Source organism: Streptomyces sp. NPDC046985, assembly GCF_040644415.1.
GTDB lineage: Bacteria > Actinomycetota > Actinomycetes > Streptomycetales > Streptomycetaceae > Streptomyces.
Window position 1 is genome coordinate 32,191 of sequence record NZ_JBEYWK010000032.1, and the last position, 24,359, is coordinate 56,549.

At 74.3% G+C, this 24,359-nt stretch carries 21 protein-coding genes; 10 read left to right on the forward strand and 11 right to left on the reverse strand.

Going from position 1 to position 24,359, the window contains the following annotated elements; genetic code table 11:
* Positions 1-163 precede the first annotated feature (163 nt).
* Complete coding sequence (locus ABZ861_RS29905; RefSeq protein WP_361636627.1) at positions 164-1,828, forward strand: GAF domain-containing SpoIIE family protein phosphatase; 1,665 nt, start codon at positions 164-166, stop codon at positions 1,826-1,828.
* Positions 1,829-2,042: 214 nt separating this feature from the next.
* Here the strand turns inward: ABZ861_RS29905 and ABZ861_RS29910 are convergent, their stop codons facing one another.
* The 4 genes from ABZ861_RS29910 to ABZ861_RS29925 form a co-directional block, all read right to left on the reverse strand.
* Positions 2,043-3,419: a glucose-6-phosphate dehydrogenase gene (locus ABZ861_RS29910; protein WP_361636684.1), complete on the reverse strand. Its 1,377-nt coding sequence runs from the start codon at positions 3,417-3,419 to the stop codon at positions 2,043-2,045.
* A gap of 338 nt (positions 3,420-3,757) precedes the next feature.
* Complete coding sequence (locus ABZ861_RS29915; RefSeq protein WP_361636630.1) at positions 3,758-4,135, reverse strand: STAS domain-containing protein; 378 nt, start codon at positions 4,133-4,135, stop codon at positions 3,758-3,760.
* Positions 4,136-4,401: 266 nt separating this feature from the next.
* Complete coding sequence (locus tag ABZ861_RS29920; RefSeq protein ID WP_361636633.1) at positions 4,402-4,854, reverse strand: ATP-binding protein; 453 nt, start codon at positions 4,852-4,854, stop codon at positions 4,402-4,404.
* Positions 4,851-5,192 (reverse strand): STAS domain-containing protein, encoded by a 342-nt coding sequence (locus ABZ861_RS29925; protein ID WP_361636636.1) that lies wholly within the window; start codon positions 5,190-5,192, stop codon positions 4,851-4,853. The genes ABZ861_RS29920 and ABZ861_RS29925 overlap by 4 nt, the downstream gene beginning before the upstream one ends.
* A 244-nt stretch (positions 5,193-5,436) precedes the next feature.
* On the opposite strand from ABZ861_RS29925, the gene ABZ861_RS29930 reads away from it, so the two are divergent.
* From ABZ861_RS29930 to ABZ861_RS29960, 7 genes are all read left to right on the forward strand, one after another.
* On the forward strand, positions 5,437-6,813 hold the full coding sequence (locus ABZ861_RS29930) for a mycothione reductase (RefSeq protein WP_361636639.1): 1,377 nt from the start codon (positions 5,437-5,439) through the stop codon (positions 6,811-6,813).
* Between the two features lie 210 nt (positions 6,814-7,023).
* Positions 7,024-8,841, forward strand: a complete 1,818-nt coding sequence (locus tag ABZ861_RS29935) for a SpoIIE family protein phosphatase (protein ID WP_361636642.1) — start codon at positions 7,024-7,026, stop codon at positions 8,839-8,841.
* Positions 8,838-9,323 (forward strand): hypothetical protein, encoded by a 486-nt coding sequence (locus tag ABZ861_RS29940; RefSeq protein ID WP_361636645.1) that lies wholly within the window; start codon positions 8,838-8,840, stop codon positions 9,321-9,323. The genes ABZ861_RS29935 and ABZ861_RS29940 overlap by 4 nt, the downstream gene beginning before the upstream one ends.
* A 266-nt stretch (positions 9,324-9,589) precedes the next feature.
* A complete protein-coding gene (gene dhaK / locus ABZ861_RS29945; RefSeq protein ID WP_361636648.1) occupies positions 9,590-10,582 on the forward strand; it encodes a dihydroxyacetone kinase subunit DhaK in 993 nt (330 codons plus the stop codon).
* 54 nt (positions 10,583-10,636) lie between these two features.
* Positions 10,637-11,245: a dihydroxyacetone kinase subunit DhaL gene (gene dhaL / locus ABZ861_RS29950; protein ID WP_361636651.1), complete on the forward strand. Its 609-nt coding sequence runs from the start codon at positions 10,637-10,639 to the stop codon at positions 11,243-11,245.
* Positions 11,246-11,248: 3 nt separating this feature from the next.
* Positions 11,249-11,659 (forward strand): PTS fructose transporter subunit IIA, encoded by a 411-nt coding sequence (locus ABZ861_RS29955; RefSeq protein ID WP_361636654.1) that lies wholly within the window; start codon positions 11,249-11,251, stop codon positions 11,657-11,659.
* Positions 11,660-12,405: 746 nt separating this feature from the next.
* Entirely contained in the window at positions 12,406-13,041 is a 636-nt protein-coding gene (locus ABZ861_RS29960) for a hypothetical protein (RefSeq protein ID WP_361636656.1), read from the forward strand.
* Between the two features lie 185 nt (positions 13,042-13,226).
* Here ABZ861_RS29960 and ABZ861_RS29965 read toward each other — a convergent pair whose 3' ends face one another.
* The 3 genes from ABZ861_RS29965 to ABZ861_RS29975 form a co-directional block, all read right to left on the reverse strand.
* Positions 13,227-13,781 (reverse strand): PadR family transcriptional regulator, encoded by a 555-nt coding sequence (locus ABZ861_RS29965; protein WP_361636659.1) that lies wholly within the window; start codon positions 13,779-13,781, stop codon positions 13,227-13,229.
* 31 nt (positions 13,782-13,812) lie between these two features.
* Positions 13,813-15,828 (reverse strand): NADPH-dependent 2,4-dienoyl-CoA reductase, encoded by a 2,016-nt coding sequence (locus ABZ861_RS29970; protein ID WP_361636662.1) that lies wholly within the window; start codon positions 15,826-15,828, stop codon positions 13,813-13,815.
* Between the two features lie 222 nt (positions 15,829-16,050).
* On the reverse strand, positions 16,051-16,422 hold the full coding sequence (locus ABZ861_RS29975; protein ID WP_361636664.1) for a hypothetical protein: 372 nt from the start codon (positions 16,420-16,422) through the stop codon (positions 16,051-16,053).
* Positions 16,423-16,649: 227 nt separating this feature from the next.
* On the opposite strand from ABZ861_RS29975, the gene ABZ861_RS29980 reads away from it, so the two are divergent.
* Positions 16,650-18,734 carry a SpoIIE family protein phosphatase gene (locus ABZ861_RS29980; protein WP_361636667.1) on the forward strand — a complete coding sequence of 695 codons (2,085 nt, stop codon included), beginning with the start codon at positions 16,650-16,652 and terminating at the stop codon, positions 18,732-18,734.
* Positions 18,735-18,863: 129 nt separating this feature from the next.
* Here the strand turns inward: ABZ861_RS29980 and ABZ861_RS29985 are convergent, their stop codons facing one another.
* Positions 18,864-19,664: a putative protein N(5)-glutamine methyltransferase gene (locus tag ABZ861_RS29985; protein ID WP_361636670.1), complete on the reverse strand. Its 801-nt coding sequence runs from the start codon at positions 19,662-19,664 to the stop codon at positions 18,864-18,866.
* 392 nt (positions 19,665-20,056) lie between these two features.
* Positions 20,057-20,782, reverse strand: a complete 726-nt coding sequence (locus ABZ861_RS29990) for a class I SAM-dependent methyltransferase (protein WP_361636673.1) — start codon at positions 20,780-20,782, stop codon at positions 20,057-20,059.
* Positions 20,783-21,046: 264 nt separating this feature from the next.
* Between ABZ861_RS29990 and ABZ861_RS29995 the strand changes: the two genes are divergently transcribed.
* The gene (locus ABZ861_RS29995; protein ID WP_361636676.1) at positions 21,047-22,198 is read left to right on the forward strand and encodes a serine hydrolase; all 1,152 of its coding nucleotides are present in this window, start codon (positions 21,047-21,049) and stop codon (positions 22,196-22,198) included.
* Positions 22,199-22,314: 116 nt separating this feature from the next.
* Here the strand turns inward: ABZ861_RS29995 and ABZ861_RS30000 are convergent, their stop codons facing one another.
* Positions 22,315-23,331, reverse strand: a complete 1,017-nt coding sequence (locus ABZ861_RS30000; protein ID WP_361636679.1) for an asparaginase — start codon at positions 23,329-23,331, stop codon at positions 22,315-22,317.
* 11 nt (positions 23,332-23,342) lie between these two features.
* Positions 23,343-24,092: a FadR/GntR family transcriptional regulator gene (locus ABZ861_RS30005; protein WP_361636681.1), complete on the reverse strand. Its 750-nt coding sequence runs from the start codon at positions 24,090-24,092 to the stop codon at positions 23,343-23,345.
* Between the last annotated feature and the right edge of the window lie 267 nt (positions 24,093-24,359).

Below are 24,359 nucleotides of genomic sequence, written 5' to 3' on the forward strand. Positions count from 1 at the left end.
TCCGCCGTGCGGGGCCCGCGGCGGACGGTCCGGGCCGGACCCGTGACCACGGCTGGAGCCGGACCCTTGACCACGGCTTGATTGGCCGACTGGTGTGCGAGAAGGTACAAACCGTGTCTTCCCAGGGAAGGTGGGCAGACCTGCTGCGGCGGGTCCGGGAATCATGAAGGGTTTCGACGGCTTGGCGCGTTCGGCGCCGGGCCTGGCAGCGTCAGTGGGCGCCTCGTGGATGCGAGCGCCCTATCCGGCGTTGGTCGCGGACGCGGCGGGCAGGATCGTGGAGGTCAACGCGCAGGCCGCGGCCCTGTTCCCCGAGGCGAGGCCCGGGGCGCGGCTGGAGGACGCGGCGCCCGAGTGGCTGGCGGCGGCGCACCGGCGCGCGGCCAGCGGCCCCGCAGACGCGACGGAGACGGCGGAGACGGCGCGCGGGCAGTACCGGGAGCACACGCTCGAAGCTCACGCGACGCGGGGGACGGGCGGGGACGTGGTGTGGTGGCTGGTCGACGACACCGATCGGACGCTGGCCGAAGCGGCGCTGAGGAGCGAGCAGGAGCGGACCGCGTTCCTGGCGGACGCGTCCAGTCGGCTGCTGGCCTCGCTGAACGCCGAGCGGTGCATGGAGATCGCGGTCGAACTGGCGGCCGAGCATCTGGCCGACGCCGCCGTCCTGGTCGCTCCGGCCTCCGGCAAGCGCCACCCTCTGGCCACCAGCGCGGGCGGCCAGGCCACCCGTCGGCTGATGCACATCGACCCGTCGATGGTCCCCGGGCTGGCCGAGGCGCTCCAGGGCTTCCCGCCGGTGCCCTCGCGGTGGATCGACCCGTCCTCGCTGCCCGCCTGGGCGATCCCGGACGACTTCACCGGCCCGGCCGGCTCGGTGGTGGTCACCCCGCTGCCGGGGCACGGACTTCCGGCCGGCGCGCTGATCCTGCTGCGGCGCGGCGGCCAGACCGCCTTCGACGCCTCCGAGGAGGTCTTCGCCCGCGTGTTCGCCTCGCGCGCGGGGGCGGCGCTGTCCGCCGCGCGGATGTACCAGGAGCAGTCCGGGATCACCGCGACGCTCATGGCGGAGTTGCTTCCCCCGGTGCTCCACCAGGTGCGCGGAGTGGAGTTCGCCGGCGGCTACCGCTCGTCGAGGGACGCCGAGCGCGTCAGCGGCGACTTCTACGACGTCCACCCCGGATCCGGCGACGACGAGGAGACCCTGGCGGTCCTCGGTGACGTCAGCGGCAAGGGCCTGGACGCGGCGGTCCTGACCGGCAAGATCCGCAACACGCTTCAGGCGCTGCTGCCGCTGGCCGGCGACCACCAGCGGCTGCTGAGCCTGCTGAACGGGGCTTTGATCAACAGCCGGCACACGCGCTTCGCCACCGTGGTCCTGGCCTCGGTGCGGCGGCGGGGCGGGGCTACGCGTCTGCGGCTGACCAGCGCCGGGCACCCCGCGCCGCTGATCGTGCGGCAGGACGGCAGTGTGGAGGAGGCGGCCACCGCCGGAACCCTGATCGGGGCGCTGCCGGAGATCAGGTCGAGCACCGCCGAGGAGACACTGCGTCCGGGCGAGACGTGTCTGCTGTACACCGACGGCGTCACCGAGGCCAAGGGCGGGCCGCTGGGCGACGCCCTGTTCGGCGACGCCCGGCTGCGCAGGGCGCTGGGCGAGTGCGCCGGGATGCCCGCCGAGGCCGTCGTCGAGCGGATCCAGATGGTCGTCGCCGACTGGATCGACGGCAACCGGCACGACGACATCGCCATCATGGCGATCACCGCTCCCCGCACCGCGCATCTGACAGCCGTGGACGGACGCACTCCGGGCAGGTACACCGCATGACCGATCCCACCCTCCCCGTCGACGGCGGCGACGTGCTGCGGCGAGCCCGGGATGATCTGTGGAAGGCCGTCAGCGACCGTGACGAGCATCGCCGTAGACAGCCTGTACGAGGACGCGGCCGCGTGAGCGCACCGCCAGCGGCGCCCCGGCCCACCGGATCGCGACCCTGGGCCCGCGGCGCCCGGGTCACGGCCCCGGGGCCACGGCGCCCAGTTCAGGAGGCGGGCGTCCTCCAGCCGCCGTCGGCGGCCAAGGCGTCGGCGGCCCGCGGCCCGAACGAGCCGCGCGCGTAGGGCAGCGCACGCGGCGGCGCGTCGAGCACGGGCGCGGCCAGCTCCCAGATCCGCTCGACCTCGGCCGGTGTGGTGAACAGGCGACGGTCGCCGTCCAGGGCGTGCAGGAAGACCCGCGCGTACGAGCTGAGGGGCGTGCCGGACGCCGAGGGCCCGCGGGCCAGCCGCAGTTCGGCGTCGACGACCTCCCTGTGCGGGCCGGGGCGGTCCAGGCGCAGGCCGAGGCGTACGCCGTCCTCCGCACCCAGGTGCACGACCAGGTCGCTGCCGGTGGGCGCGGTGTCCCGCGCTCCGGCGTCCGGGGGCCGGAAGCGGACGGTGACGCGTGCGTCGGACGACCCCATCGCCTTGCCGGTGCGCAGCAGGAAGGGCACGCCCTCCCAGCGGGGGTCGTCGATCCAGACGCGCAGCGCGGCGAAGGTCTCCGTCGCCGAGTCGTCGGCCACGCCCTCCTCGTCCCGGTAGCCGTCGTACTGCCCGAACACCGTCTCGTCGGGCTGGAACGGGCGGGTCCGCCGGAACAGGCGCAGGCGCGCCGCGCGCTCCTCCTCCGCGTCGTCGGACGCCGGAGGTTCCATCGCGACGGCCGCGAGCACCTGCGCCAGGTGCGTGGGGACCATGTCGCGAAAGACGCCGGTGGCCTCCATGAACGACGCCCGGCCTTCGATGCCGAGCGTCTCGGGCACGTCGATCTGGACCCAGGCGATGCGGCGGCGGTTCCAGAGCGCGGCGAGCCAGCCGTTCTCGGTGCGCAGGGTGAGCAGGTCGCGGACCGGCTCCTTGGCGAGGAAGTGGTCCACGCGCAGGACGCGCTCTTCCGGCGCGGTGGCGGCGAGCAGGCGGTTGAGGGCGCGTGCGCTGTCCACGTCCTCGCCGAGCGGTTTCTCGACCATGAGGTGCGCGTGGTCGGCGAGCCCGGTGCGCTCGGCCATGTGGAGCATCTCCGCCAGGTGGCGGGGCGGCAGGGCCAGGTAGAGGAAGGTGCGGCATCCGTCGCCGAGTTCGGAGCGCCGTCGCGCGACGGCCGCCGCGAGGTCGGTTCCGTCCTCGGCGCTCGCGGCGACGAACTGCGTCCGTTCGGCGAAGCGGCGCGCCTTCTCCGGGTCGGCGCCGCGCGCGGAGGCCAGCACCGCTTCCGTGACGCGGCGGCGGAAGTCCTCGTCGGCGCCGGGGGAATGCCGGCTGGAGCCGATGACGGCGAAGCGGGGCGGGAGCAGTTCTCGGTCGTACAGCTCGAACAGCGCGGGGAAGAGCAGACGGGTGGCCAGATCGCCGGTCGCTCCGAACAGGACCAGCAGGAGGGCTGTTCGCGCGCTGGGGACGCCGGTGCTGAGGCGGACATGGCGAGGGCTCCTTGTCGTCGTTCACGGCGGCGCCGGGTCAGGGCGCCCGCCAGTGGCCGCACGCCTTCCTTCGCACGGTCGCACTCACCCGATGATCGACACCGCTGCGGCGACACGCCTACGGGAAACGCCGGTGAGACCGCTTCGAACAGAAGTACGCGGAGGGGCGTGCCCGTCACCTGCTCGGCGGTCCGTCGGACGGCGCCTCTGGCAACCGCGCCTCCGTCAACCGCGCCTTCGTCGACCGGCGACGGGCTCCGCGGACGGCCCGGTTCAGCAGCCCCCGGGCCGGTTCAGCAGCCGCCCGGCGGGCACGTGGGCATGCCCAGCGCCGCCGCGGCTTCGTCGACGTCGTCGAAGGACGGAAGAGCGCCCGAGGTGCCGGTGACGTCGAGGACCCTCCGCAGGAACGGATTGGCGCCCACCAGGCCCACCGGCCGGTGCTGCCGGGTGCGCAGCAGATGGTTGAGCAGCGTGGAATCGGCGAAGCCCAGGCCGCCGACGTCGAACACGATGGGGTCGGCCGACCGCGCCGCCAGAGCAGCGGTGACGCGCTCGACCGCCTGGATGCAGTCCATGTCGACGTCGCCGGACAACTCGACGAGCCAGACCGGACCCGACCGGCGGGAACTGATGACACCGGCCTGGGAGGGATCTTGCGGCGCGGACATGCCCGCCATCATGACCGCACCTCGGCGAAGACGACAACTCCGGGAAAAAGGGCGAGGAAAGCGCGTGTCAAACAGCCCGGGATGGGCACTCAACCTGGTTTGCTCACCTGCGGGGGCCTCGCACGCGGGCATGACGGCCGCGACCCTCCCCGGGAAAAGCGCCTCCTCCGGCTCGCTTCCACCCTGGTGCGGCGCTGTCCTGCCGCACCGGTTCCGCACGCCGGGAGGGGTGCGCCTCGGGCCCGCCAGGAAGGGCCACGGGCCGGTCAGCGCGCGAGCCTCCACTGGGCGACGATCTTCTTTCCGGATTCCATGGGCTGCGTGATGACGTGGTCGCTGAGGTTCTTGACGATGCCCAGGCCCAGGCCGCCGCGCCCGTCCAGCGGCAGCGTGCCCCTCGGCTGCGGCACGAACGCGCTCGCGTCGCTCACTTCCAGCGTGAGGGCGCTCTCGCCGATGTGCAGGGCGAGCGACCAGACGCCTTCCGGGGTGTGCCGGACGGCGTTGGTCACCAACTCGCTCAACACCAGTTGCACCGCCTCCAGATCGGCCTGCGGGCAATGCGCGCGGAGGTACTCCACGGCCCGGCGCCGGGCGTCGGCGGGCGAACAGGCCGAAGACCAGGCCGTGAACACGGACTGCTCCCCGTTTCCCCCGTCTTGGAGCACGAGGTCCGATTCCTCCTGCGGCGCCTCGCCCAGGGGATTCCGGCCGCTCATGCCTGCTCGAACGGGTTCGGGTTCCGCGTCAGGGCCTCGCGCGCGGTCGTCAGGTCCGGGTACTGCGCGAAGTAGTCGTCCAGACCGGTCACGGCGAGCAGCCGCTGCACCAGGCGACCGACGCCCACCAGCGCGACGGACCGCTGGTTCGCCATGCGGATCAGGTGGTTGAGCAGCGAGGAGTCGCAGAAACCCAACGCGCCCAGATCGAACACCACCGGCCCGTCGAACGAGTCCAGGGCCTGGGCCGTCGCCTCCTCCACCGCGTCCAGGTCCTCGGGGTCGAAGTCGCCGCGCAGCGCGACCACCCACACCGGCCCCTTCCGCGTGGATCGCACCTCCACTGGGGACCAGTCTGACGTTTCACCGTTCCATGACATGCCGGCCATCGTCCCCGCACAACCGCTTCGCAGACAACTCGGCCATCCGCGGGGCGCCGGACGCCACGGTTGCACGGCCGCACGACATGTCCCGTGAGACGCGGGGCACACGCAAGGAGGCCGGTCGGCCCGACGTCCCGCTCTTCCCGTGAGAGCCTTCCCATATGGGCATGAAAGGGCGCAAGTTGGATAGCCTCCCCTCATGCCCCATCACGACCTCGTCATCATCGGCGCCGGCACCGGCAACGCGCTGATCGACGACCGATTCGCCCGCCTCGACGTCGCGATCGTCTCCGAGGGCCCCTTCGGGGGGACGTGCCTCAACGCGGGATGCATTCCGAGCAAGATGCTGGCCGCGACCGCGGACACGGCCGACGCGGTCGCGGACGCCGGACGCCACGACGTGGACGCCCGACTGGGCGGCATCCGGTGGCGCGACGTCAACAAGCGCGTGTTCGACCGTCTCGACGCGGTCGCGGCGGAAGGCGAGGAGGGCCGCCGCGCGGCGGAGTCCGTCACCGTGTACCGGGGTCGGGCCCGCTTCACCGGCGAGCGGCGGCTGTCCGTGCAGACGGAGACCGGTCCCGTGGAGATCTCCGCCGACCGCGTCGTCGTGGCGGCGGGCGGACGGCCGGCGGTCCCTCCCGTCGTCGCCGACTCCGGGCTGCCGTACGAGACGTCCGACACCGTGATGCGGATCGCCAGGCCCCCCGAGCGGCTGGCGGTGCTCGGCGGCGGCTACATCGCGGCCGAACTCGCGCACGTCTTCCACGCGGCAGGCAGCCAGATCACCGTGATCGAGCAGGGCGAGCGGCTGCTCGCCCAGCAGGACCAGGACGTCTCCGACGCCTACGCCGACGCCGTGCGCCCTCATTACGATCTGAGGCTGGGCCGCGAGCTGGTGGGCGTGGCGGGCGCTCCGGGCGATCTGCGGCTGACGCTGGACGACGGCGCGGTGCTGACGGCGGACGCCCTGCTGGTGGCGGTCGGCCGTCGGCCCAACAGCGACCGCCTCGATCTGGAGAAGGCCGGGATCGCCTACGGGGACGACGGCCTGATCACCGTCGACGCGCAGCTCCGCACCAGCGCCGAGGGCGTGTGGGCGCTGGGCGACGTCTCGACCGGCGTCCCGCTGAAGCACGTGGCCAATCGCGAGGCGGAGATCGTCGCCCACAACCTGCTGCATCCCGGCGAGCCGCGCGAGATGTCGTACGAGGCCGTTCCCTCCGCCGTGTTCACCTCCCCGCAGATCGCGCAGGTCGGCCTCACCGAGCAGGAGGCGCGCGAGGCGGACGTCGCGTACGCGGTGGCGGTGCACCGCTACCAGGACGTGGCCTACGGCTGGGCGCTCGAGGACACCAGCGGCTTCTGCAAGGTTCTCGCCGACCGGTCCACCGGACGGCTGCTGGGCGCGCACCTGTTCGGCCCGCAGGCGGCGACGCTCGTGCAGCCCCTGGTCCTCGCCATGGCGATGGGGCTGACCGTCCACGACGTGGCCCACCGGCCGATGTGGATTCACCCGGCCCTGACCGAGGTCGTGGAGAACGCGCTGCTGTCGCTGGAGCAGGCGCTGCGGTGACCTATGGTCCGCGGCGGCGGCGCCGGCGCGGTCGCCGTCTCGACGCGGAGCCCCCCGCGTGCCAGTCTGAGCACTAGAGGTCTGGGCGCCACGAGCCGGGACCGGTCGAACAGGGCGGCGGTCACCTGACATTGGATCGGGTGAAGGCCAGTTGACTTGGCGTGGTCTCCTGGGGCCGAATAGGCGCGTCGGTGTCGTCCGGAGGCGATAGTGGACCGGTTCGCCCGTTTGGTTGCCCGCGTGCTGGACGTGCCGCATGCGCTGGTGTCGGTCATGCCCGACGGCGATGCCCTCGGCCCCGAGCTGGTCGGGATCTGGCCTCCTGGACCTCTTCGGAACACGTCCCTGGCACGGGAGTTGTGCCGCCGGGTGGTGAGCAGCGGCGCGCCGCTGGCGCTGGCGGATCTCGTCTCCTGGAGGTCGGAGGCGAGCGGTGAGAGCGCCGCGGCGGACGGGCGCCGTCCCGGCTCGTTCCTCGGAGTGCCGCTCACCGGCCGGTCGGGGGAAGTGCTCGGCGCCGTCGGCGCGTTCGGCGGTGAACCTCGGACCTGGAGCGAGCGGAACGTACAGGATCTGAGCGATCTGGCGGCGGCCCACAGCGCGGAGCTGCGCGAGCGCGCCGGAGGAGCGAAGCGGGCGGCGCTCGCCCGGCGCCCTGACGGGGTAGCCGACGGGGAACCGGCGCGGCACGCGGCCGGGTCGGCGTCCGAGGAGCCACGGCGACTCCAGGCGCTGCTCGGCCGTTCGCAACTGCTGCTGCGCGCCGCCGAGGTGCTGGCCGACACCACTGGGCTGGACGAGGTGCGCCGGCGCGTCAACGAACTGGTCAGCGGAGATCTCGAACCGGCCTACGTCGGGCTGTCGTTGCTCGACGACGGCGCGATGCGGCGGACGGTCGACCCGCACGCCCCGACCGTCGAACTGGAAAGCAAGTTCCCCGAGTACGCGCTCACGGCGGACTGGCCCAGCGCGCAGGCCGCTCGGGAGAGACGCCTGATCGTGATCCCCGACCGGGAGACGCTGATCAGGCGGTACAGCCCCGACACGGTGGCCGTGTTCGACGCCATGGGCCTGCGGACGGCCGTCTGCGTGCCGCTGCCCGGCGCCCTCCGCCCCGCCCTGGGCGCCCTCGTCGTGGCCTGGGACACCCTCCACGAGGTCGACGTGTCCGAACAGGCCGTGCTCATGGCGCTCGGCCACTACACCGCCCGCGCCGTCGAACGCGCCCTCTTCCTCGACGGGCGGGTCAGCGTGGTGCGCCAGCTCCAGCAGGCCATGCTCACCGACCTGCCCGTGCTGCCCGGTCTGGACCTGGCGGCCCTGTACCGGCCCGCCGCCTCCCACGACATGGTCGGCGGCGACTGGTACGACGCCTACCCCCTGGGGCCCGCCGCGGCCGGCGCCCCCGGGGCCGCCGCGGTCACCGTGGGCGACATCACCGGGCACAACGCGCGTGCCGCCGCCCTCATGGGACAGGCCCGCAGCATGCTCCGCCAGGCGGACCACGACCACCGGGGCCGCAGCCCCGCCATGGCGGTCCGCGCTCTGGAGCACGCGAGCGCGGACCTGGAGGTTCCGCTCAGCGGCACCCTCGTGCACGCCCACCTCACCCCGCGTCCTGAAGGCTGCTGGCTGCTGGAGTGGACCAACGCCGGGCACCCCGCGCCCCTGCTCGCCGTCCCCGGCGCGCCCGCGCGGGCGCTGCTCCCCCACGACCGGCTCATCCACCCCACCCTGCCCGCGGACCGGCGGCGCACCTCCCACCGCCGCCTGCTGACCCCGGGCAGCGTGCTGCTGCTCTACACCGACGGCCTCGTCGAACACCGCGGCCGCCCCGTGGACGAGAGCACCGACCGGGCACGCCGCATCCTGGCCGAGGCCGCGGCAACCGGCGCCGCGCTGCCCGCGCTGCTGCACCGCCTGGCCGACACGATCGCCGGCGCCGCCCACTCGGACGACATCGCCCTGCTCGCCGTACGCGTCCCCACCGCCTCCGGCGGCTCCCTGGAGGAGCAGCACCGAAGATGACCGCCGCGTCGAACCCCCAGATGTTCCTTGCCGCAGCCGACCGCCTGACCTCGGCGATCGAGCGCCACGCGCTCGCTCTGGCGCAGGACCCGGACGATCCCGCCGAGGTCGTGCCCGCGGCGGACGCCGTGACGGAGGCCGCCCGGGAGTACGCCGACGCCGTCTTCGACGCGACCGGCTGGGGAAGCCCGTTCGTCCAGACCGAGCAGGAGGACGAGCATCCGCGTCCCGCCGCGGACGCTCCTCGGGACATCCGCGTCAAAACCGACTACGTGCTGCGGGCCAAGGACGTGCGTGCGGCCGCTGGAGTGCTCCGCAGGAGAAGGGCGGTGACCGGAAGGCCGGGCTGCGACGACCTCGGCGACGATCTCTCGGACATCGTCCACGCCCTCTTCCTGATCGACGGATGGGACCCGGGATCGTACGGTGAAGCCATCGAGGCGGTCGGCCAGGAGTGGTCAGCGGGCCCCTCGGAGGAGTAACGCACGAGACGCAGGCGTTCTCGCGCGTGACCTTCGCTGCCGCAAGGCCGATACTGCCGACAGCAGTACTCCAGCCGGGGCCCCCGACCGCCCAGCCACCTGGCGCCCCCTCGCCAACGTCAGCATGAAGTCAGCGTCAGTGCCGCGTGAACCCGCTTCGGGCCGCCGCGGACCGCCGAGATCGCACGTCGCCCGCTCTCCCGCACTCACTGACCAGCGAGAACGCAGGCCATGGACTCGTCTGCTCACCTTCTCAGGAGGTACCCATGAGGATGCTGATCAACGTCGCCGAGACGGTCGTCGCGGACGCGCTGCGGGGCATGGCGGCCGCGCATCCCGAGCTGACCGTCGACGTGGAGCACCGGGTGATCGTGCGGCGGGACGCTCCCGTGGCCGGGAAGGTCGCCCTGGTCTCCGGCGGCGGGTCGGGGCATGAGCCGTTGCACGGCGGGTTCGTGGGTCCGGGGATGCTGTCGGCGGCGTGTCCGGGCGAGGTGTTCACCTCGCCGGTCCCCGACCAGATGGTGCGGGCCGCGGCGGCGGTGGACAGCGGCGCGGGCGTGCTGTTCGTGGTGAAGAACTACACCGGCGACGTGCTCAACTTCGACATGGCCGCCGAGCTGGCCGAGGACGAGGGCATCCAGGTCGCGAGGGTGCTGGTCGACGACGACGTGGCGGTGACCGACAGCCTCTTCACGGCCGGACGGCGCGGCACCGGCGCCACCCTGTTCGTGGAGAAGATCGCGGGCGCGGCGGCCGACGAGGGCCAGCCGCTGGAGCGGGTGGAGGCGATCGGCCGCCAGGTCAACGACAACGCGCGCAGCTTCGGCGTGGCCCTGAGCTCGGTCACCACGCCCGCCAAGGGCGCCCCCACCTTCGACCTGCCGGCGGGCGAGCTGGAGCTGGGCATCGGCATCCACGGCGAGCCCGGCCGGGAGCGGCGGCCGATGATGACCTCGGGCGAGATCGCCGACTTCGCGGTGCACGCGATCCTGGAGGACCGCCGACCGCGCAACCCGGTGCTGCTGCTGGTCAACGGCATGGGGGGCACCCCACTCCTGGAGCTGTACGGCTTCCACGCCGAGGTGCGGCGGGTGCTCGACGAGCGCGGGGTCGCGATCGCCCGCACCCTGGTCGGCAACTACGTCACCTCGCTCGACATGGCGGGCGCCTCGGTCACCCTGTGCGAGATCGACGAGGAGCTGCTGCGCCTGTGGGACGCGCCGGTGAACACGCCGGGCCTGCGCTGGGGCGCCTGACCCGCCGACCGCCGACCGATCCGAACCTCACTCACGCCACGCAAGGGAGTTCCCGTGCTCGACGCCGACTTCTTCCGCCGCTGGATGGCGGCCGCCGCCGCGTCCGTCGACCGCGAGGCGCAGCGGCTCACCGACCTCGACTCGCCCATCGGGGACGCGGACCACGGCAGCAATCTCCAGCGCGGGTTCGCGGCCGTGCGCACCGCGCTGGAGGAGGAGGCGCCGGACACGCCCGGAGCGGTCCTGACCCTCGCCGGGCGCCAGTTGATCTCGACGGTCGGCGGGGCGTCCGGGCCGCTGTACGGGACCCTGCTGCGCCGCACCGGGAAGGCGCTCGGGGACGCCGCGGAGGTGAGCGAGGCGCAGCTCGCCGAGGCGCTGCGGGCCGGGGTGGACGGGGTCAAGGCGCTGGGCGGAGCGGAGGCGGGTGACAAGACGATGGTGGACGCGCTGGCGCCCGCCGCGGACGCGCTCGCCGACGGGTTCGTCGCCGCGCGGGCCGCCGCCGAGCAGGGCGCGGAGGCGACCACCGCGATGCGGGCGCGCAAGGGCAGGGCGAGCTATCTGGGCGAGCGCAGCGTCGGGCACCAGGATCCGGGGGCGACGTCGTCGGCGCTGCTGATCGCGGCGCTGGCCGAGGCCGCCGACGCGGTGGAGGGCTGACCTGTGGGCGAGGACGGACTGGTCGGCGTCGTGCTGGTGTCGCACAGCGCGGAGGTGGCCGCGTCGGTGGCCGAGCTGGCGAAGGGCCTCGCGGGCGGCGCGGCGGCGGTCCCGGTGGCGGCGGCGGGCGGCCGGCCGGGCGGCGGGCTCGGCACCAGCGCCGAGTTGATCGCGGACGCGGCGGCGTCGGTGGACCGGGGTGCGGGGGTGGCCGTGCTGACCGACCTCGGCAGCGCTGTGCTCACCGTGAAGGCGCTGATCGCCGAGGGCGACGAACTGCCCGCGGACACGCGCCTGGTGGACGCCCCGTTCGTCGAGGGCGCGGTCGCCGCGGTCGTCACGGCGGCCACGGGCGCGGACCTGGACGCGGTGGCGGCGGCGGCCGGGGAGGCGTACGACTACCGCAAGGCGTGAGGCGGCCGGGCCCGTCCGCGGGAGCGGGTGCGAAGCGCCCCTCAGCGGCGGGCGCCGGGCCGTCCGCTGGGCAGCGGGTGCGGTCACCGGGTCCGGGCGGCGACGGCGACGCGCCGTAGCATATTGGTCCGGACCATTGCCCGAGCGGTGTCCGGCCCGGCGGCATCGCGATGAACGGGGAGGCAGACCGCGTGCGACGCGTTCCCGAGCCGGTGTCGCGTCCAGGCCGCCTTCCCGGGCGTGTCGTCGCGGCGTGCGGAGCCGCGGTCCTGCGGGCCTGCTGCGGCCGAGGAGCCGCGGACGAAGACGAGGGCGGCGCACCCGGCGCGCCGGTCGGCGTCACCGCGGCGACGGGCAGCGCGACCAGCGTGCACGTGATGTGGGACGCGGTCTCCTCCACCTCGGCGGGCGTCGACCGGTACCAGGTGTACCGGGGCGCCACCGAAGTGCGGGAAATGCCGGCATCCGAGCACATGGCGGACGTCATCCGGCTCAGCCCCTTCACCGCGGCGACGGGACCCTCTGCCGGGCCAGGCTGCCGGACGGGACCTGGGGCGGCTTCTCACCGCTGCTGACGGTGACGGCCGGGCGTCCACAGGCCCTGTCGAAGGTCACCCGAGCGGTCGCACTGCGGGTGCGGCGGGCGCCCGGGGCGGGTTGGCTGCCGGTGAGGAAGCACGGGCGAATCCCTCTCTCCGGCGACGGCCGGGGATCGTCCGCCGACCCGCGCCACCGGAGGACAGCCCATGCGCATACAGCCACCGCTCCGCCCCCGCACGGCCGCCCTGGCCGCCGCCGTCGCGCTCGGATGCGCCGCCGGACCGGCCGCCGCCGCGTCCGGGATCTCCGTGAGCGCCAACGGGTCCACGGTGTCGGTGACCACCAGCACGTGCACTCTCGTCAACGGCGGCTGGGGCACGGCGTCGTTGCTGGCCAGCGGCCAGACCGACTTCAACCAGGGACGCCAGGTGGCGCTCGTGGGGTCGGCGTCGCGTCAGACGGCCGCCTGGCAGAGCGTGCAGCCGGGCACGTACACCGTGGTCGTGCTGTGCTCGAACAGCATCAACGCGGGCAGTCAGTCCATCGCTGTCACCGGCGCCTCCCGGCAGACGGCCCCCGCGACGTCCGTTCCGGTGGGTCCCTCGGGCGTGCCCTCGCGCGTGCCCCCTGGCGTGCCCTCGCGCGTGCCCCCGGGCGTACCTTCGCGCGTGCCCCCAGGCGTGCCCTCGCGGACGCCCTCGGGCGGTGTGATGGGCGGCCTGGGCGGCGGCTTCAAGGACTACGGGACGCTGACGCTCGCGGTGGGCGGGACGCTGGTCGGGGCGGCGCTGATCGCCACCGGCTGGGTGCTGCGCCGCCGCTCCAGGCCGTATCGCCTCTGACGGCGGCTCACCGACGGCGGCCGGTTCCCCGCGGCCGCGCGCTGCCCTGGGCCGCGGGCCGCCCGGGGCCACGCGCGGCGGACGACGGCGGCAGGCCCCCGGCGGACGACGGCGGCAGGCCCCCCGGCCCCCGGCAGACGACGACGGCAGGCCGTCAGGGCCGGTCACCTTGGTCCGGCAGGCAGTCAGGGCCGGTCGCCGTGGTCCGGCAGGTCGGCGAATTCCTCCAGCGCGTGCCGGAGCCACCCGGCCCAGAAGGTCTCCAGATCGATCCCGGCGCGCAGCACCAAGTGCTGCAACCGGTCCTGGGAACTGTCCTTGCCCGGCGGGAAGTCCCGTTTCTCGATCTCCTGGTACATGGCCAACTGCCGCTCGCGCAGCTCCAGGTGACGGCGCAGGTCGTCCTCGACGCCGTCGGCGCCGACCACCGCGGCGGCCCGCAGCCGCAGCAGCAGGGCGTCCCGCAGCGGCTTCGGGTCCTGGGCGGAGGCGGTCCAGCGGGCCAGTTCCGCCCGGCCCGCCGGCAGCACCTCGTAGCTCTTGCGCTGCCCGCGGGCCGGCTGCTCGGCGGGCAGCGCCCGGATCAGCCCGTCCGCCTCCAGCCTCCCCAGCTCCCGGTAGATCTGCTGGTGCGTCGCCGACCAGAAGTAGCCGATCGACTTGTCGAACCGGCGCGTCAGCTCCAGCCCCGACGACGGCTTCTCGAGCAGGGCGGTGAGGATCGCGTGCGGGAGTGACATGGGCTCATCCTAGGGACGCGGGCCTCGGCCTCTACAGCGCCGCCGCCACCTCGGTGCCCTGCTTGATGGCCCGCTTGGCGTCGAGTTCGGCCGCGACGTCGGCGCCGCCGATCAGGTGCGCGCTGCGCCCGGCGGCGATCAGCGCCTCGTACAGGCCGCGGCGCGGCTCCTGGCCGGTGCACAGGACGACGGTGTCGACTTCGAGGACGGTGCTCTCCTCGCCGACGGTGATGTGCAGCCCGGCGTCGTCGATCCGGTCGTAGCGGACGCCGGGGACCATGGTGACTCCGCGGTGCTTCAGTTCGGTGCGGTGGATCCAGCCGGTGGTCTTGCCGAGGCCGGCGCCGACCTTGCCGGTCTTGCGCTGGAGGAGGTGGACGGTGCGCGGGGGCGCCGGGCGCTTGGGCGCGGTCAGGCCGCCGGGCGCCGCGTAGCCGGTGTCGACGCCCCAGTGCTGGAAGTAGGTCTCGGGGTCCTCGCTCGCCCGGTCGCCGCCGTCGGTCAGGAACTCGGCGACGTCGAACCCGATGCCGCCGGCGCCGAGGATCGCCACCCGGTCGCCGACGGGGGCGCCGTCGCGCAGCACGTCCAGGTAGCCGACGACGCGGGGGTGGTCCACGCCGGGGATGTCGGGCGTGCGCGGGGTGACGCCCGTGGCGACGACCACCTCGTCGTAGCCGGTCAGGTCGTCCGCTCCGACGCGGGCGCCGAGCCGGACGTCCACGCCGTGGGCGTCGAGCTGGTGGCGGAAGTAGCGCAGCGTCTCGTCGAACTCCTGCTTGCCGGGGACCTTGCGGGCGACGTTGAGCTGGCCGCCGATCTCGTCCGCGGCGTCGTACAGGGTGACGTCGTGGCCGCGCTCGGCCGCGCTCACCGCGCAGGCCAGGCCCGCCGGTCCCGCGCCGACGACGGCGACGCGCTTGCGCAGCCGGGTGGGCGAGAGCACCAGCTCGGTCTCGTGGCAGGCGCGCGGGTTGACCAGACAGGAGGTGATCTGCCCGCTGAAGGTGTGGTCCAGGCACGCCTGGTTACAGCCGATGCAGGTGTTGATCGCCTCGGGCGTCCCGGCCGCCGTCTTGGCGACGAAGTCGGGGTCGGCGAGCATCGGCCGGGCCATGGACACCATGTCGGCGACGCCGTCGGCGAGCAGCCGCTCGGCGACCTCCGGCGTGTTGATCCGGTTGGTGGTGACGAGTGGGATCGAGACCGCGCCCATGAGCTTCTTCGTCACCCAGGTGTAGGCGCCGCGCGGCACGGAGGTCGCGATGGTCGGGATGCGGGCCTCGTGCCAGCCGATGCCGGTGTTGATGAGGGTCGCCCCGGCGGCCTCGACGGCGCGCGCGAGGAGGACCACCTCTTCCAGGGAGGAGCCGCCGGGCACCAGGTCGAGCATGGACAGCCGGTAGACGATGATGAAGTCCTCGCCGACCGCCTCGCGCACCCGCCGGACGATCTCGACCGGGAAGCGCACGCGGTTCTCGTAGGCGCCGCCCCAGCGGTCGGTGCGCTGGTTGGTCTGCGCCGCGATGAACTCGTTGACGAGGTAGCCCTCGGAGCCCATGATCTCGACGCCGTCGTAGCCGGCCTGGCGGGCGAGGCGGGCGGTCCGCACGTAGTCGTCCACGGTGCGCTCGACCTCGGCGTCGGTCAGCTCGCGCGGGACGAAGGGGCTGATGGGGGCCTGGAGCGGGCTGGGGGCGACCAGGTCGCGGTGGTAGGCGTAGCGCCCGAAGTGCAGGATCTGGAGGGCGATTCTGCCGCCCTCGCGGTGCACGGCGGCGGTGACGGTCCGGTGCTGCGCCGCCTCGTCCTCGGTGGTGAGCTTCGCGCCGCCCTCGTAGGGGCGGCCCTCCTCGTTGGGGGCGATGCCTCCGGTGACGATGAGGCCCACTCCCCCGCGGGCGCGGGCGGCGTAGAACTCGGCCATCCGTTCGAAGCCGCGCTCGGCCTCCTCCAGACCGACGTGCATGGAGCCCATCAGAACGCGGTTGGGCAGGGTGGTGAAGCCCAGGTCGAGCGGGCTCAGCAGGTGCGGGTAACGGCTCATCGGGCCCTCCGTGCGCGGTGTCGTCACCGTAGTTGTAGAGGACTCCGATGGTTTTATGCAACTAGTTGCAGAACGAGGGGCCGTGCCGCGCGGGCGGAACGGCGAGAGGCCGCCCTCGCTCGGGGCGGCCCTACGGCCGTCGCCCGGGAGGCGGCGCGGCCGTCACTCCGGTGGCGGTACGGCCGCCGCCTTCCTCGGAGGCAGGCGGACGTACCGCCCAGCTCAGCGGTTCTCCAGGCGGACGTGCAGCTCCCGCTCCTGGTCGCCGGAGGCCATGCTGAGGTCCTGCACGGTGAACAGCGAGTCCAGGGCGGTGCGGAACCGGTCGATCGCCCAGTAGCCGCCCTGCACGTCGGCGGTGACGGACGCCCCCATGCGGTTGGCCTCACGGCCCGTGCCGTGGTCCTCTCCCACGTCGAACATGCCGAGCCACACCGTCGGCCGCACCTCGTCGTAGTCGCGGGGCACGTCCTCCGTGCACCGGTCCGAGGAGAAGCAGCCGCACAGGGCGTCGAACACGATCCGGGCGTCTTCCTTGCTGCATCCGCTCAGCTCCACCGAGACGGATTCCTCATGCCCCTGCTGGCTGTCCATGGTGATCGCTCCTCTCCTGGCCGCGCTGCGCCGCCACCGCAGGGGGTTCCCCCGAAGCGGCGCCCCACCCCACTCTCCGGCCGCTCCGGCGAAGCGGCCCCCGCGACGGTGAGGGATGGTGGGGGGAGGCGGCGGCCCCTCGGAGAGGTGAGCGCGGGCGCGGTGCGGCAGGGTGGTTCCGGCGTCCGGGGCGGCCGGACGCCGGACGGGCGAAGGCGGTGCATGGGATGACGGAAGCCGGGGCGCCCTCGGCCGAGGACGACGAGCCGGTCCGCGGTCCGGTCGGACCGAGCGGGCTCCTCGACGTGCTCAGCGTGGCCTCGGTGGTCCTGGACGCCCAGGGACGCATCGTGCTGTGGAGCCCCCAGGCCGAGGAGCTGTTCGGCTACTCGGCGGCCGAGGCGCTCGGGCAGTACGCCGCGCGGCTCATGGTCCGCGAGGAGCACTTCGACCTGGTGATCAAGCTTTTCTCCGACGTCCTGCGCACCGGCCGGGGCTGGGCGGGCGCCTTCCCCATCCGGCTCAGGGACGGCAGCACCCGCCTGGTGGAGTTCCGCAACATGCGGCTACAGGACGACCGGGGCGACGTCTACGCACTCGGCCTCGCCGCGGACCGGTCGACGGTACGCCGGCTGGAGCAGGACGTGGCGCTGTCCACGCGCATCGTCTCGCAGTCCCCGATCGGGCTGGCCGTGCTGGACACCGGGCTGCGCGTCGTCTCGGTCAACCCGGCCCTGGAGCGGATCGACGGGGTGTCCGCCGAGGAGCACGTCGGGCGGACGCTGCAAGAGGTGCTGCCCCAGTTGGACGCCGAGGCGATGGAGGAGGCGGCGCGGGAGGTGCTGGCGAGCGGCCGGCCGCTCGTCGACGTCTTCGCCGTCGGCCGCACCCCGGCCGACCCGGAGCAGGACCACGCGTGGTCGGTGTCGATGTACCGGCTGGAGGACACGGCGGGCAGGGTGCTGGGCGTGGCCGTGTCGATCGTGGACATCACCGAGCAGCACCGGGCCGGGGTCGAAGCCGAGGCGGGCCGCCGGCGCCTGGCCCTGATCGCCGACGCCTCGGCCCGGATCGGCACCACCCTCGATCTCGACCGCACGGCCCGGGAGCTGGCCGACGTCGCCGTGCCGGAACTGGCCGACGTGGCGGCCGTGGACCTGCTGGAGGCGGTCGTCGCGGGCCGCCGCAGCTCACTGGGCCCTACCGAGCCGGCGGTGATCCGCGCCCTGGCCGTACGGGCCGACCGTACGCCCGACGCCCTGGACGCGGCCGACCCGCCCGGTCAGACCGCCCGCTACGGCCCCGAGCGCCTGGTCACCGAGTGCGTGCGCACCGGCCGGCCGGTGCTGGTGACGCACGTCAAGGACGAGGATCTGTCCCGGATCGCCCGGTCCGCGGAGGCGGCCGAGCTGCTGAGCCGGGCGGGCGTGCACTCGTATCTGGCGGTGCCGCTGATCGCACGCGGCGAGGTGCTGGGCGCGCTGGACCTCAAACGCACCCGCAGTCCGGCGCCCTTCAGCGAGGACGACGTCCTGCTCGCCCGGGAGCTGGCCGCCCGCGCGGCCGTGCAGATCGACAACGCCCGCTGGTATCAGAACGCCCGCGACACCGCCCTGACGCTCCAGCGCAGCCTGCTGCCCCGGCACCCCTCGGTGACCGGCGGCCTGGAGGTCGCCTCCCGGTACCAGCCTGCGGGCGCCGCGATCGAGGTGGGCGGCGACTGGTTCGACGTGATCCCTCTGGAGGGCGACAAGACGGCGCTCGTCGTCGGGGACGTGATGGGCAGCGGCATCAGCGCCGCCGCCACGATGGGGCGGCTGCGCACCGCGACCAAGGCCCTCGCCTCCCTCGACCTGGACCCGGCCCGGCTCCTGGAGCATCTGGACCGGATCACGGACGGCCTGGACCAGGCCATCGCCACCTGCCTGTACGCCGTCCACGATCCGGAGCTGCGGCAGTGCCGGTTCGCCAACGCCGGGCACCTGCCGCCGGCCCGGGTCCGCCGCGGCCGCCCGCCGGAGCTGCTGGACCTGCCCACCGGGGTTCCCCTGGGGGTCGGGGGCGTGCCCTTCGCCACCACGACCGTCGACCTGGAACCCGGCGACGAGCTGGTCCTGTACACCGACGGGCTGGTCGAGACCCGTATGCATCCGCTGGACGAGCGCCTGGCCACGCTGCTCGCCCTGCTCGGCGACCCGCGGCGCCCCCTGGAGGAGCTGTGCGACCTCCTGCTGCGCAAGCTGCACCAGCCGGACACCCACGACGACGTCGCCCTGCTCGTGGCGCGCGCGCTGGAACAGCCGTCGACCTGAAGCGCCGGGGGCAGGCTGGCACCGCGGACGAAAGCAGGCGGCCACCGCAGGCGGGCGAACGGGCTGCCACCGCGGGCGGACGGGCTGCCACCGCGGGCGGGCGGGCTGCCACCGCGGGCGGGCGGCGGGCTACGCCCTGCCGTCGTCGCGCCCGTCGCCGCCGCCTGCGGCTTCGGCGGCGTCCTTGACGCCGATCACGACGTGCGCGTACAGCTCGGGCGACACCGCCAGGCGTGTGTCCAGACCCGCCTGGGCGAAGGCCGCCACGGCCGCCGGGGCCTGGTCCTCGCTCGTCTCGACGACAAGGCAGCCGCCGGGGGCGAGCCAGTCAGGGGCCCCGGCGGCGACGCGGCGCAGCACGTCCAGGCCGTCGGCGCCTCCGTCGAGAGCCGTCGCGGGCTCGTGGTCGCGGGCCTCGGGCGGCAGGAAGCCGACCTCGCCGGTGGGGACGTACGGGACGTTGGCCGCGAGGACGTCGATACGGCCGCGCAGCCCGGTCGGCAGCGCCGCGAACAGGTCGCCCTGGTGCACCCGGCCCCCCGCGGAGGAGACGTTGCGCCGGGCGCAGCGCACCGCGACGGGATCGATGTCGGCGGCGTGCAGCTCGACCGGGCCGAGCGCGGCCGCCAAGGCCGCGCCCACCGCGCCCGAACCGCAGCACAGGTCCACGACGAGACGGGCGCCCGGGACCGCCTGGGCGACGGCCCGGTCGACCAGGAACTCGGTGCGGCGCCGGGGCACGAAGACGCCCGGTTCGACGGTGATCCGCAGGCCGTGGAAGCGCGCCCAGCCGAGGACCTGTTCGAGCGGCAGTCCGGAGGCGCGGCGCGCCACCAGGGCGGTGACCTCGTCCGGGGTGCGGCCGGCGGCGAGGATCAGCTCCGCCTCCTCCTCGGCGAACACGCAGCCGGCGGCGCGCAGCGCGGCCACGACGGCGGCGGGCGAGGCAGGCGGGGCAGGCGGGGCAGAGGGGACAGGGCCGGAATGCGCCGCAGACGCCGCAGACAGGCCGGACGGCGCCGAGGGCGGGCGGGGCGAGGGGGACGGAAGCGAGGGCGGGACTTCAGGCATGGGAGCCGGGACCTTTCGGGAGCGTGCTGGGCGCTCCTCGCGGTCACCTACCGGCGGTGAACCGCGCCGTTCCGGAGGGGGAGCACCCGATCTGACACAGCGGCAACGGGTCTCACCTCCTCGGCTTCGTGCGGCCCGGACCGTCCGCGACCAGAGGTCACCCTACCCGAACCGTCTGATCGCGACAGTCCCCTCCCCAGGGAAAGCGCCCGGCGCCAGGTGGACGTCCCGCCAGGACGTCTTGCGAGCCGTCAGGACGCCTTGCGGGCCGCCAGCAACCGCGCTCGGGGGCTGCCGTCGGCGCGGCGGCCGAATCCGGGCAGCGCGTACAGCTCCACCGCGAAACCCGCGCGCCGCAGTTCGCGCCGTACGGCGCCGAAGCGCAGCGCGCGGTAGTACATCACGAACTGCGGTCGCCGCACGGCGTTGCGCACCCGCATCGCCGCGTCGAAGCCGAGCAGGGTCCAGAACGCGGAGGAGCGCGGGCGCGGCGGCGCGGGGACCGGGAACGCGAACAGGCCGCCGGGCCGCAGAGCGGTGTGCACCGAGCCGAAGAGTCCGGGCAGTTCGGCGGGGAGGAAGTGACCGAGCGCGCCGAAGCTGACGACCAGGTCGAAGGCGCCGGTGAACGGCAGGGCGCGGGCGTCCGCGCGCACCAGGGAGACCTCGGGCCCCGCGTCCGGCGGGCGCCGCCCCGCCACGGCGAGCATGCCCGCGCTGAAGTCGGCGCCGGTGACTGTCCTGCGGCACACCCGGGTCAGCACGTCCAGGCCGGCGCCCGTGCCGCAGCACAGGTCGAGCCCGTCGTCGTACGGTCCCGTCCGCTCCAGGACCGAGGCGACGGCGTCCAGCACCGGCCGCGGCGTGCGGAACGGGGTGCGGTCGAACTTCGGCGCGAGCAGGTCGTAGCCGTGCTCGACGGAGGACATTGCCTGCACGGCGAGTTCGCGGAGGGTGGGGCCTTCGGGGCTGAACATCTCCGTCAGCGTAGACCTCCGCGCCGTCCGCGCCTGCGCGGGACCGGTCACCGCGGCCGGGCCGCGGCTCGTGCGGCGGCCCGGCGGCGCCCCGAACGGCCGCGTGCGCTGCGACATCCGGGTGCCACGAGTCCCCGTTCGGCCCTCGGCAAGGTCCCGCCTTGTCCGGTTCGTTCCTAGCTTTGCGATATGAAGATCAGATTTCCTCGTCGAGCGGCCCGTCGCGCCGCCTTCTCGGCCTGCGTGCTGTGCACCGCGGGCATAATGACGCTGGCCTCACCGGTCTCGGCGGCGAACCACGCCGGAGCGGACCCGGGCGCACCGGGGAGGCCCAAGCCGGCGCTGCCCCAGCCGGCGCTGCTGGAGGGTGAGGGCACTCAGGTGCGGCTCCGCGACGGAGCGCCCGAGACGCCGGCGCCGTCCGCGCTGTCCTGGCTGGTCGCCGACGCCGACAGCGGCGAGGTGCTCGCCGCGCACGACGCCCACGCGAAGCTGCCGCCCGCCAGCACCCTCAAGACGCTGTTCGCGCTGACCGCGCTCCCCGCCGTGCCGAGCGGTGCGCAGCACACGGTCACCCAGGCCGACCTGGCCGGGATCGGCGAGGGCAGCAGCCTGGTCGGAGTGGTCCAGGGACACACCTACCAGGTCTCCGACCTGTGGCGCGGGGTGTTCCTCAACTCGGGCAACGACGCCGTGCACGTGCTCGCCGCGCTCAACGGCGGCTGGCAGCAGACCGCCGACAAGATGCAGACCAAGGCCCATGCGCTGGGCGCCCTGGACACCCACGTCGTCTCCCCCGACGGCTACGACGCCGACGGGCAGGTCTCCTCGGCGTACGACCTGGCCGTGTTCGGGCGGGCCGGGCTGCGCAACCCCGACTTCGCGCGCTACTGCTCCACGGCGCAGTCCACGTTCCCCGGCAACGACGGCGCGTCGTTCGGGATCGCCAACACCAACCGCCTGCTGACCGGCGCCGACGGCGTGCAGCGCTACCCCGGTCTGGTCGGCATCAAGAACGGCTACACCACCAACGCGGGCAACACCCTCGTCGCCGCGGCCAAGCGGAACGGGCACACCATCCTGGTGACCCTGATGCACCCTCAGCAGGGCGGCGGTTTCGAGGTGTACGAGGAGGCGCGCCAACTGCTGGACTGGGGGTTCGACGCCACCGGGCACGTCGACCCGGTCGGCTCCCTGGACGCGCTGCGCCCGGTGGCGCACGAGACCCGGGTGGCGGCGCCTCCGCAGCACGCCCCCACCCGACCGCACGCCGCGCCCGTCACGGCGTCCGCGGCCGCGTCGGCCTCCGAGTGGCAGCAGACCGCCGGCCTGGTCGCGGCGGGCGTCGGGCTGAGCGCGGCAGCGGTGGCGACCGCGGTGGTCGTACGGCGCAGGAACCGTCTCGCCCGCGGGTGAGCGGCGGCGCCGGGGCGCCGGGCGGCCCGCCCGGTGCGCGTCCGCCCCGCCGCGTAGCCGGGGGCGGGCAGGCGATCCGGGCCGGGGAACCCCTCGGGCTGGGCGGCGGGAGGACGTCAGGCGCAGATCGTGAGCGGGTCCGCGGCCAGCTCGGGGACCAGACGGACGCAGCCGACCGGTTCGCCCCCGCCGAGCAGCGGCTCGCCCGCGAACGCGGTGAGCAGCCCCGGGTCCACACCGGCCCGCGCGAGGGCCGCCGCGGCGACCGGGACGCGGGCCCGGTTCGCGCCGTCGGAGATCTTCACGGCGACGGCCCGGCCGTCCGGCAGCGCGGCGACCTGGACCCCCTCGAAGCCGTCCTTGGCGAGCAGCCCGGGAACGGCGCGCATCAGGGCGGCCACGTCCCGCGTCGCGCCGGAGGCCATCTCGGCGTGCTCGCGCATCGCGTCGGCCACCCGGGCCTCGGGGGCGCCGGGCGCGGCCGTGGTGATCCGGGCGGCGGCGCGGGCGAGTCCGTGCAGGGAGACGGCGAACAGGGGCGCCCCGCATCCGTCGACGGAGACATGGGCTACGCGCTGCCCCGACAGGTCCGCCACGGTCTCGGCGATCACCTGCTGGAGGGGGTGGGCGGGGTCGAGGTAGTCGTCGAGGGACCAGCCGTTGAGCCGGCATGTGTACAGCATGGCCGCGTGCTTGCCGGAGCAGTTCTGGACGAGCCGGGAGGGCAGTCGCCCGGCGCGCACCCACGCGTCCCGTACGGCGGGGTCGTAGGGCAGGTCGGGGACGTTGCGCAGATGGTCCTCGGTGAGTCCGGCCAGTTCGAGGATCCGGCGGGCGCCGGCCAGGTGCCGTTCCTCGCCGGAGTGGCTGGCGGCGGCGAGCGAGAGCAGCGCGCCCTCCAGCGGCAGCCCGGCCCGCACCATAGCCGTGGCCTGGACGGGCTTGAGCGCCGAGCGCGGATAGAAGGCGGCCTCCACGTCGCCGAGCCGGAAGCCGATCCGGCCGTCGGCGTCGAGGACCACGACGGAGCCGTGGTGGACGCCCTCGATCACGCCGCCGCGCAGAAGGTGGGCGACGGGGGCGTGGCGGGGTTCGCGGACGAGGGGCGCCTCGTCGAGGGTGCTGGGGTGCATGATCGCCTGCATCACTCGTGGGTGGGTGGGGTGGGCCGGTGCGCCGGGCCCTCCGGGGCGGGCGCCGGCCGCACGATGTCGGTGAGGGCCGTCTCGACGCGGTCCAGGTGGTGCGACATGGCCGCGGCCGCGTCCGGTTCGCTGCCGCGGGCGAGCGCTTCTACGATCGCCCGGTGCTCCCGGTGGGACTGCTCGCGCCGCCCGCCGAGCTGGTTCAGGAAGGCCGACTGGCGGGCCAGCGCGTCCTTGATCTCCTCGACGAACCGGCGGAACACTGGGTTCCGCGCGGCCTGGGCGACGGCCAGGTGGAACTGCGCGTCCAGGGCGACCCAGGCGGCGGCTTCGCTCTCGTGCTCCATCCGCTCCAGGAGGCGGGCCAGGCGGTCCAGGTCCTCGGGCGAGCGCCGCCGCGCCGCGTAGCGTGCGACGGGGATCTCCACGTGCCGGCGCACCTCCAGCAGATCGCTGGCCGTGTACGCGCCGAAGACGGGGTCCTGCGCGGCGGACGCGACGACGAAGGTGCCCTTGCCGGTACGAGAGACGGTCAGGCCCATGGCCTGGAGCGCGCGCAGCGCCTCGCGCAGCACCGGCCGGGAGACCTGGAGGGCGCGGCACAGCTCGGCCTCGGAGGGGAGCTTGTCGCCGGGGGCGTACTCCCCCTGCTCGATGGCGCCGCGGAGGTGGTGCAGCACCGCCTCCATCGCGCTGACGCGGCGAGGTCGCGGCGCCGACCCACCTGTCTGGCTGTCTGACAGGTTCACTCGGCGATGGTCCGACGCGCCCGGCGGAAGTGTCAAGCGGACAAGAGACGGCATAAAAGAGATAAGCGGCACAGGGCGCCAGCGGACGTCAGCGACCCGAGGTCGTGACGGGACGAGGGCGTGACGGCACGACGGCGTGACAGCACGACGGCGTGACGGCACGGGGCGCGCGGCCGGAGGTCCGGCCCGTCCTCTCTGCAACACCCTCTGTCCACTCGATGGCACTTGCCAATTCGTGCCCGTCTGGGCATTCCCTTGAATGTTAAC

Coding starts and splice junctions, on each gene's coding strand:
- ABZ861_RS29905 (WP_361636627.1), top strand. CDS start 164: ATGAAGGGTTTCGACGGCTTGGCGCGTTCGGCGCCGGGCCTGGCAGCG.
- ABZ861_RS29915 (WP_361636630.1), bottom strand. CDS start 4,135: ATGTCCGCGCCGCAAGATCCCTCCCAGGCCGGTGTCATCAGTTCCCGC.
- ABZ861_RS29920 (WP_361636633.1), bottom strand. CDS start 4,854: ATGAGCGGCCGGAATCCCCTGGGCGAGGCGCCGCAGGAGGAATCGGAC.
- ABZ861_RS29930 (WP_361636639.1), top strand. CDS start 5,437: ATGCCCCATCACGACCTCGTCATCATCGGCGCCGGCACCGGCAACGCG.
- ABZ861_RS29940 (WP_361636645.1), top strand. CDS start 8,838: ATGACCGCCGCGTCGAACCCCCAGATGTTCCTTGCCGCAGCCGACCGC.
- dhaK (WP_361636648.1), top strand. CDS start 9,590: ATGAGGATGCTGATCAACGTCGCCGAGACGGTCGTCGCGGACGCGCTG.
- ABZ861_RS29960 (WP_361636656.1), top strand. CDS start 12,406: ATGCGCATACAGCCACCGCTCCGCCCCCGCACGGCCGCCCTGGCCGCC.
- ABZ861_RS29965 (WP_361636659.1), bottom strand. CDS start 13,781: ATGTCACTCCCGCACGCGATCCTCACCGCCCTGCTCGAGAAGCCGTCG.
- ABZ861_RS29970 (WP_361636662.1), bottom strand. CDS start 15,828: ATGAGCCGTTACCCGCACCTGCTGAGCCCGCTCGACCTGGGCTTCACC.
- ABZ861_RS29975 (WP_361636664.1), bottom strand. CDS start 16,422: ATGGACAGCCAGCAGGGGCATGAGGAATCCGTCTCGGTGGAGCTGAGC.
- ABZ861_RS29980 (WP_361636667.1), top strand. CDS start 16,650: ATGACGGAAGCCGGGGCGCCCTCGGCCGAGGACGACGAGCCGGTCCGC.
- ABZ861_RS29990 (WP_361636673.1), bottom strand. CDS start 20,782: ATGTTCAGCCCCGAAGGCCCCACCCTCCGCGAACTCGCCGTGCAGGCA.
- ABZ861_RS29995 (WP_361636676.1), top strand. CDS start 21,047: ATGACGCTGGCCTCACCGGTCTCGGCGGCGAACCACGCCGGAGCGGAC.
- ABZ861_RS30000 (WP_361636679.1), bottom strand. CDS start 23,331: ATGCACCCCAGCACCCTCGACGAGGCGCCCCTCGTCCGCGAACCCCGC.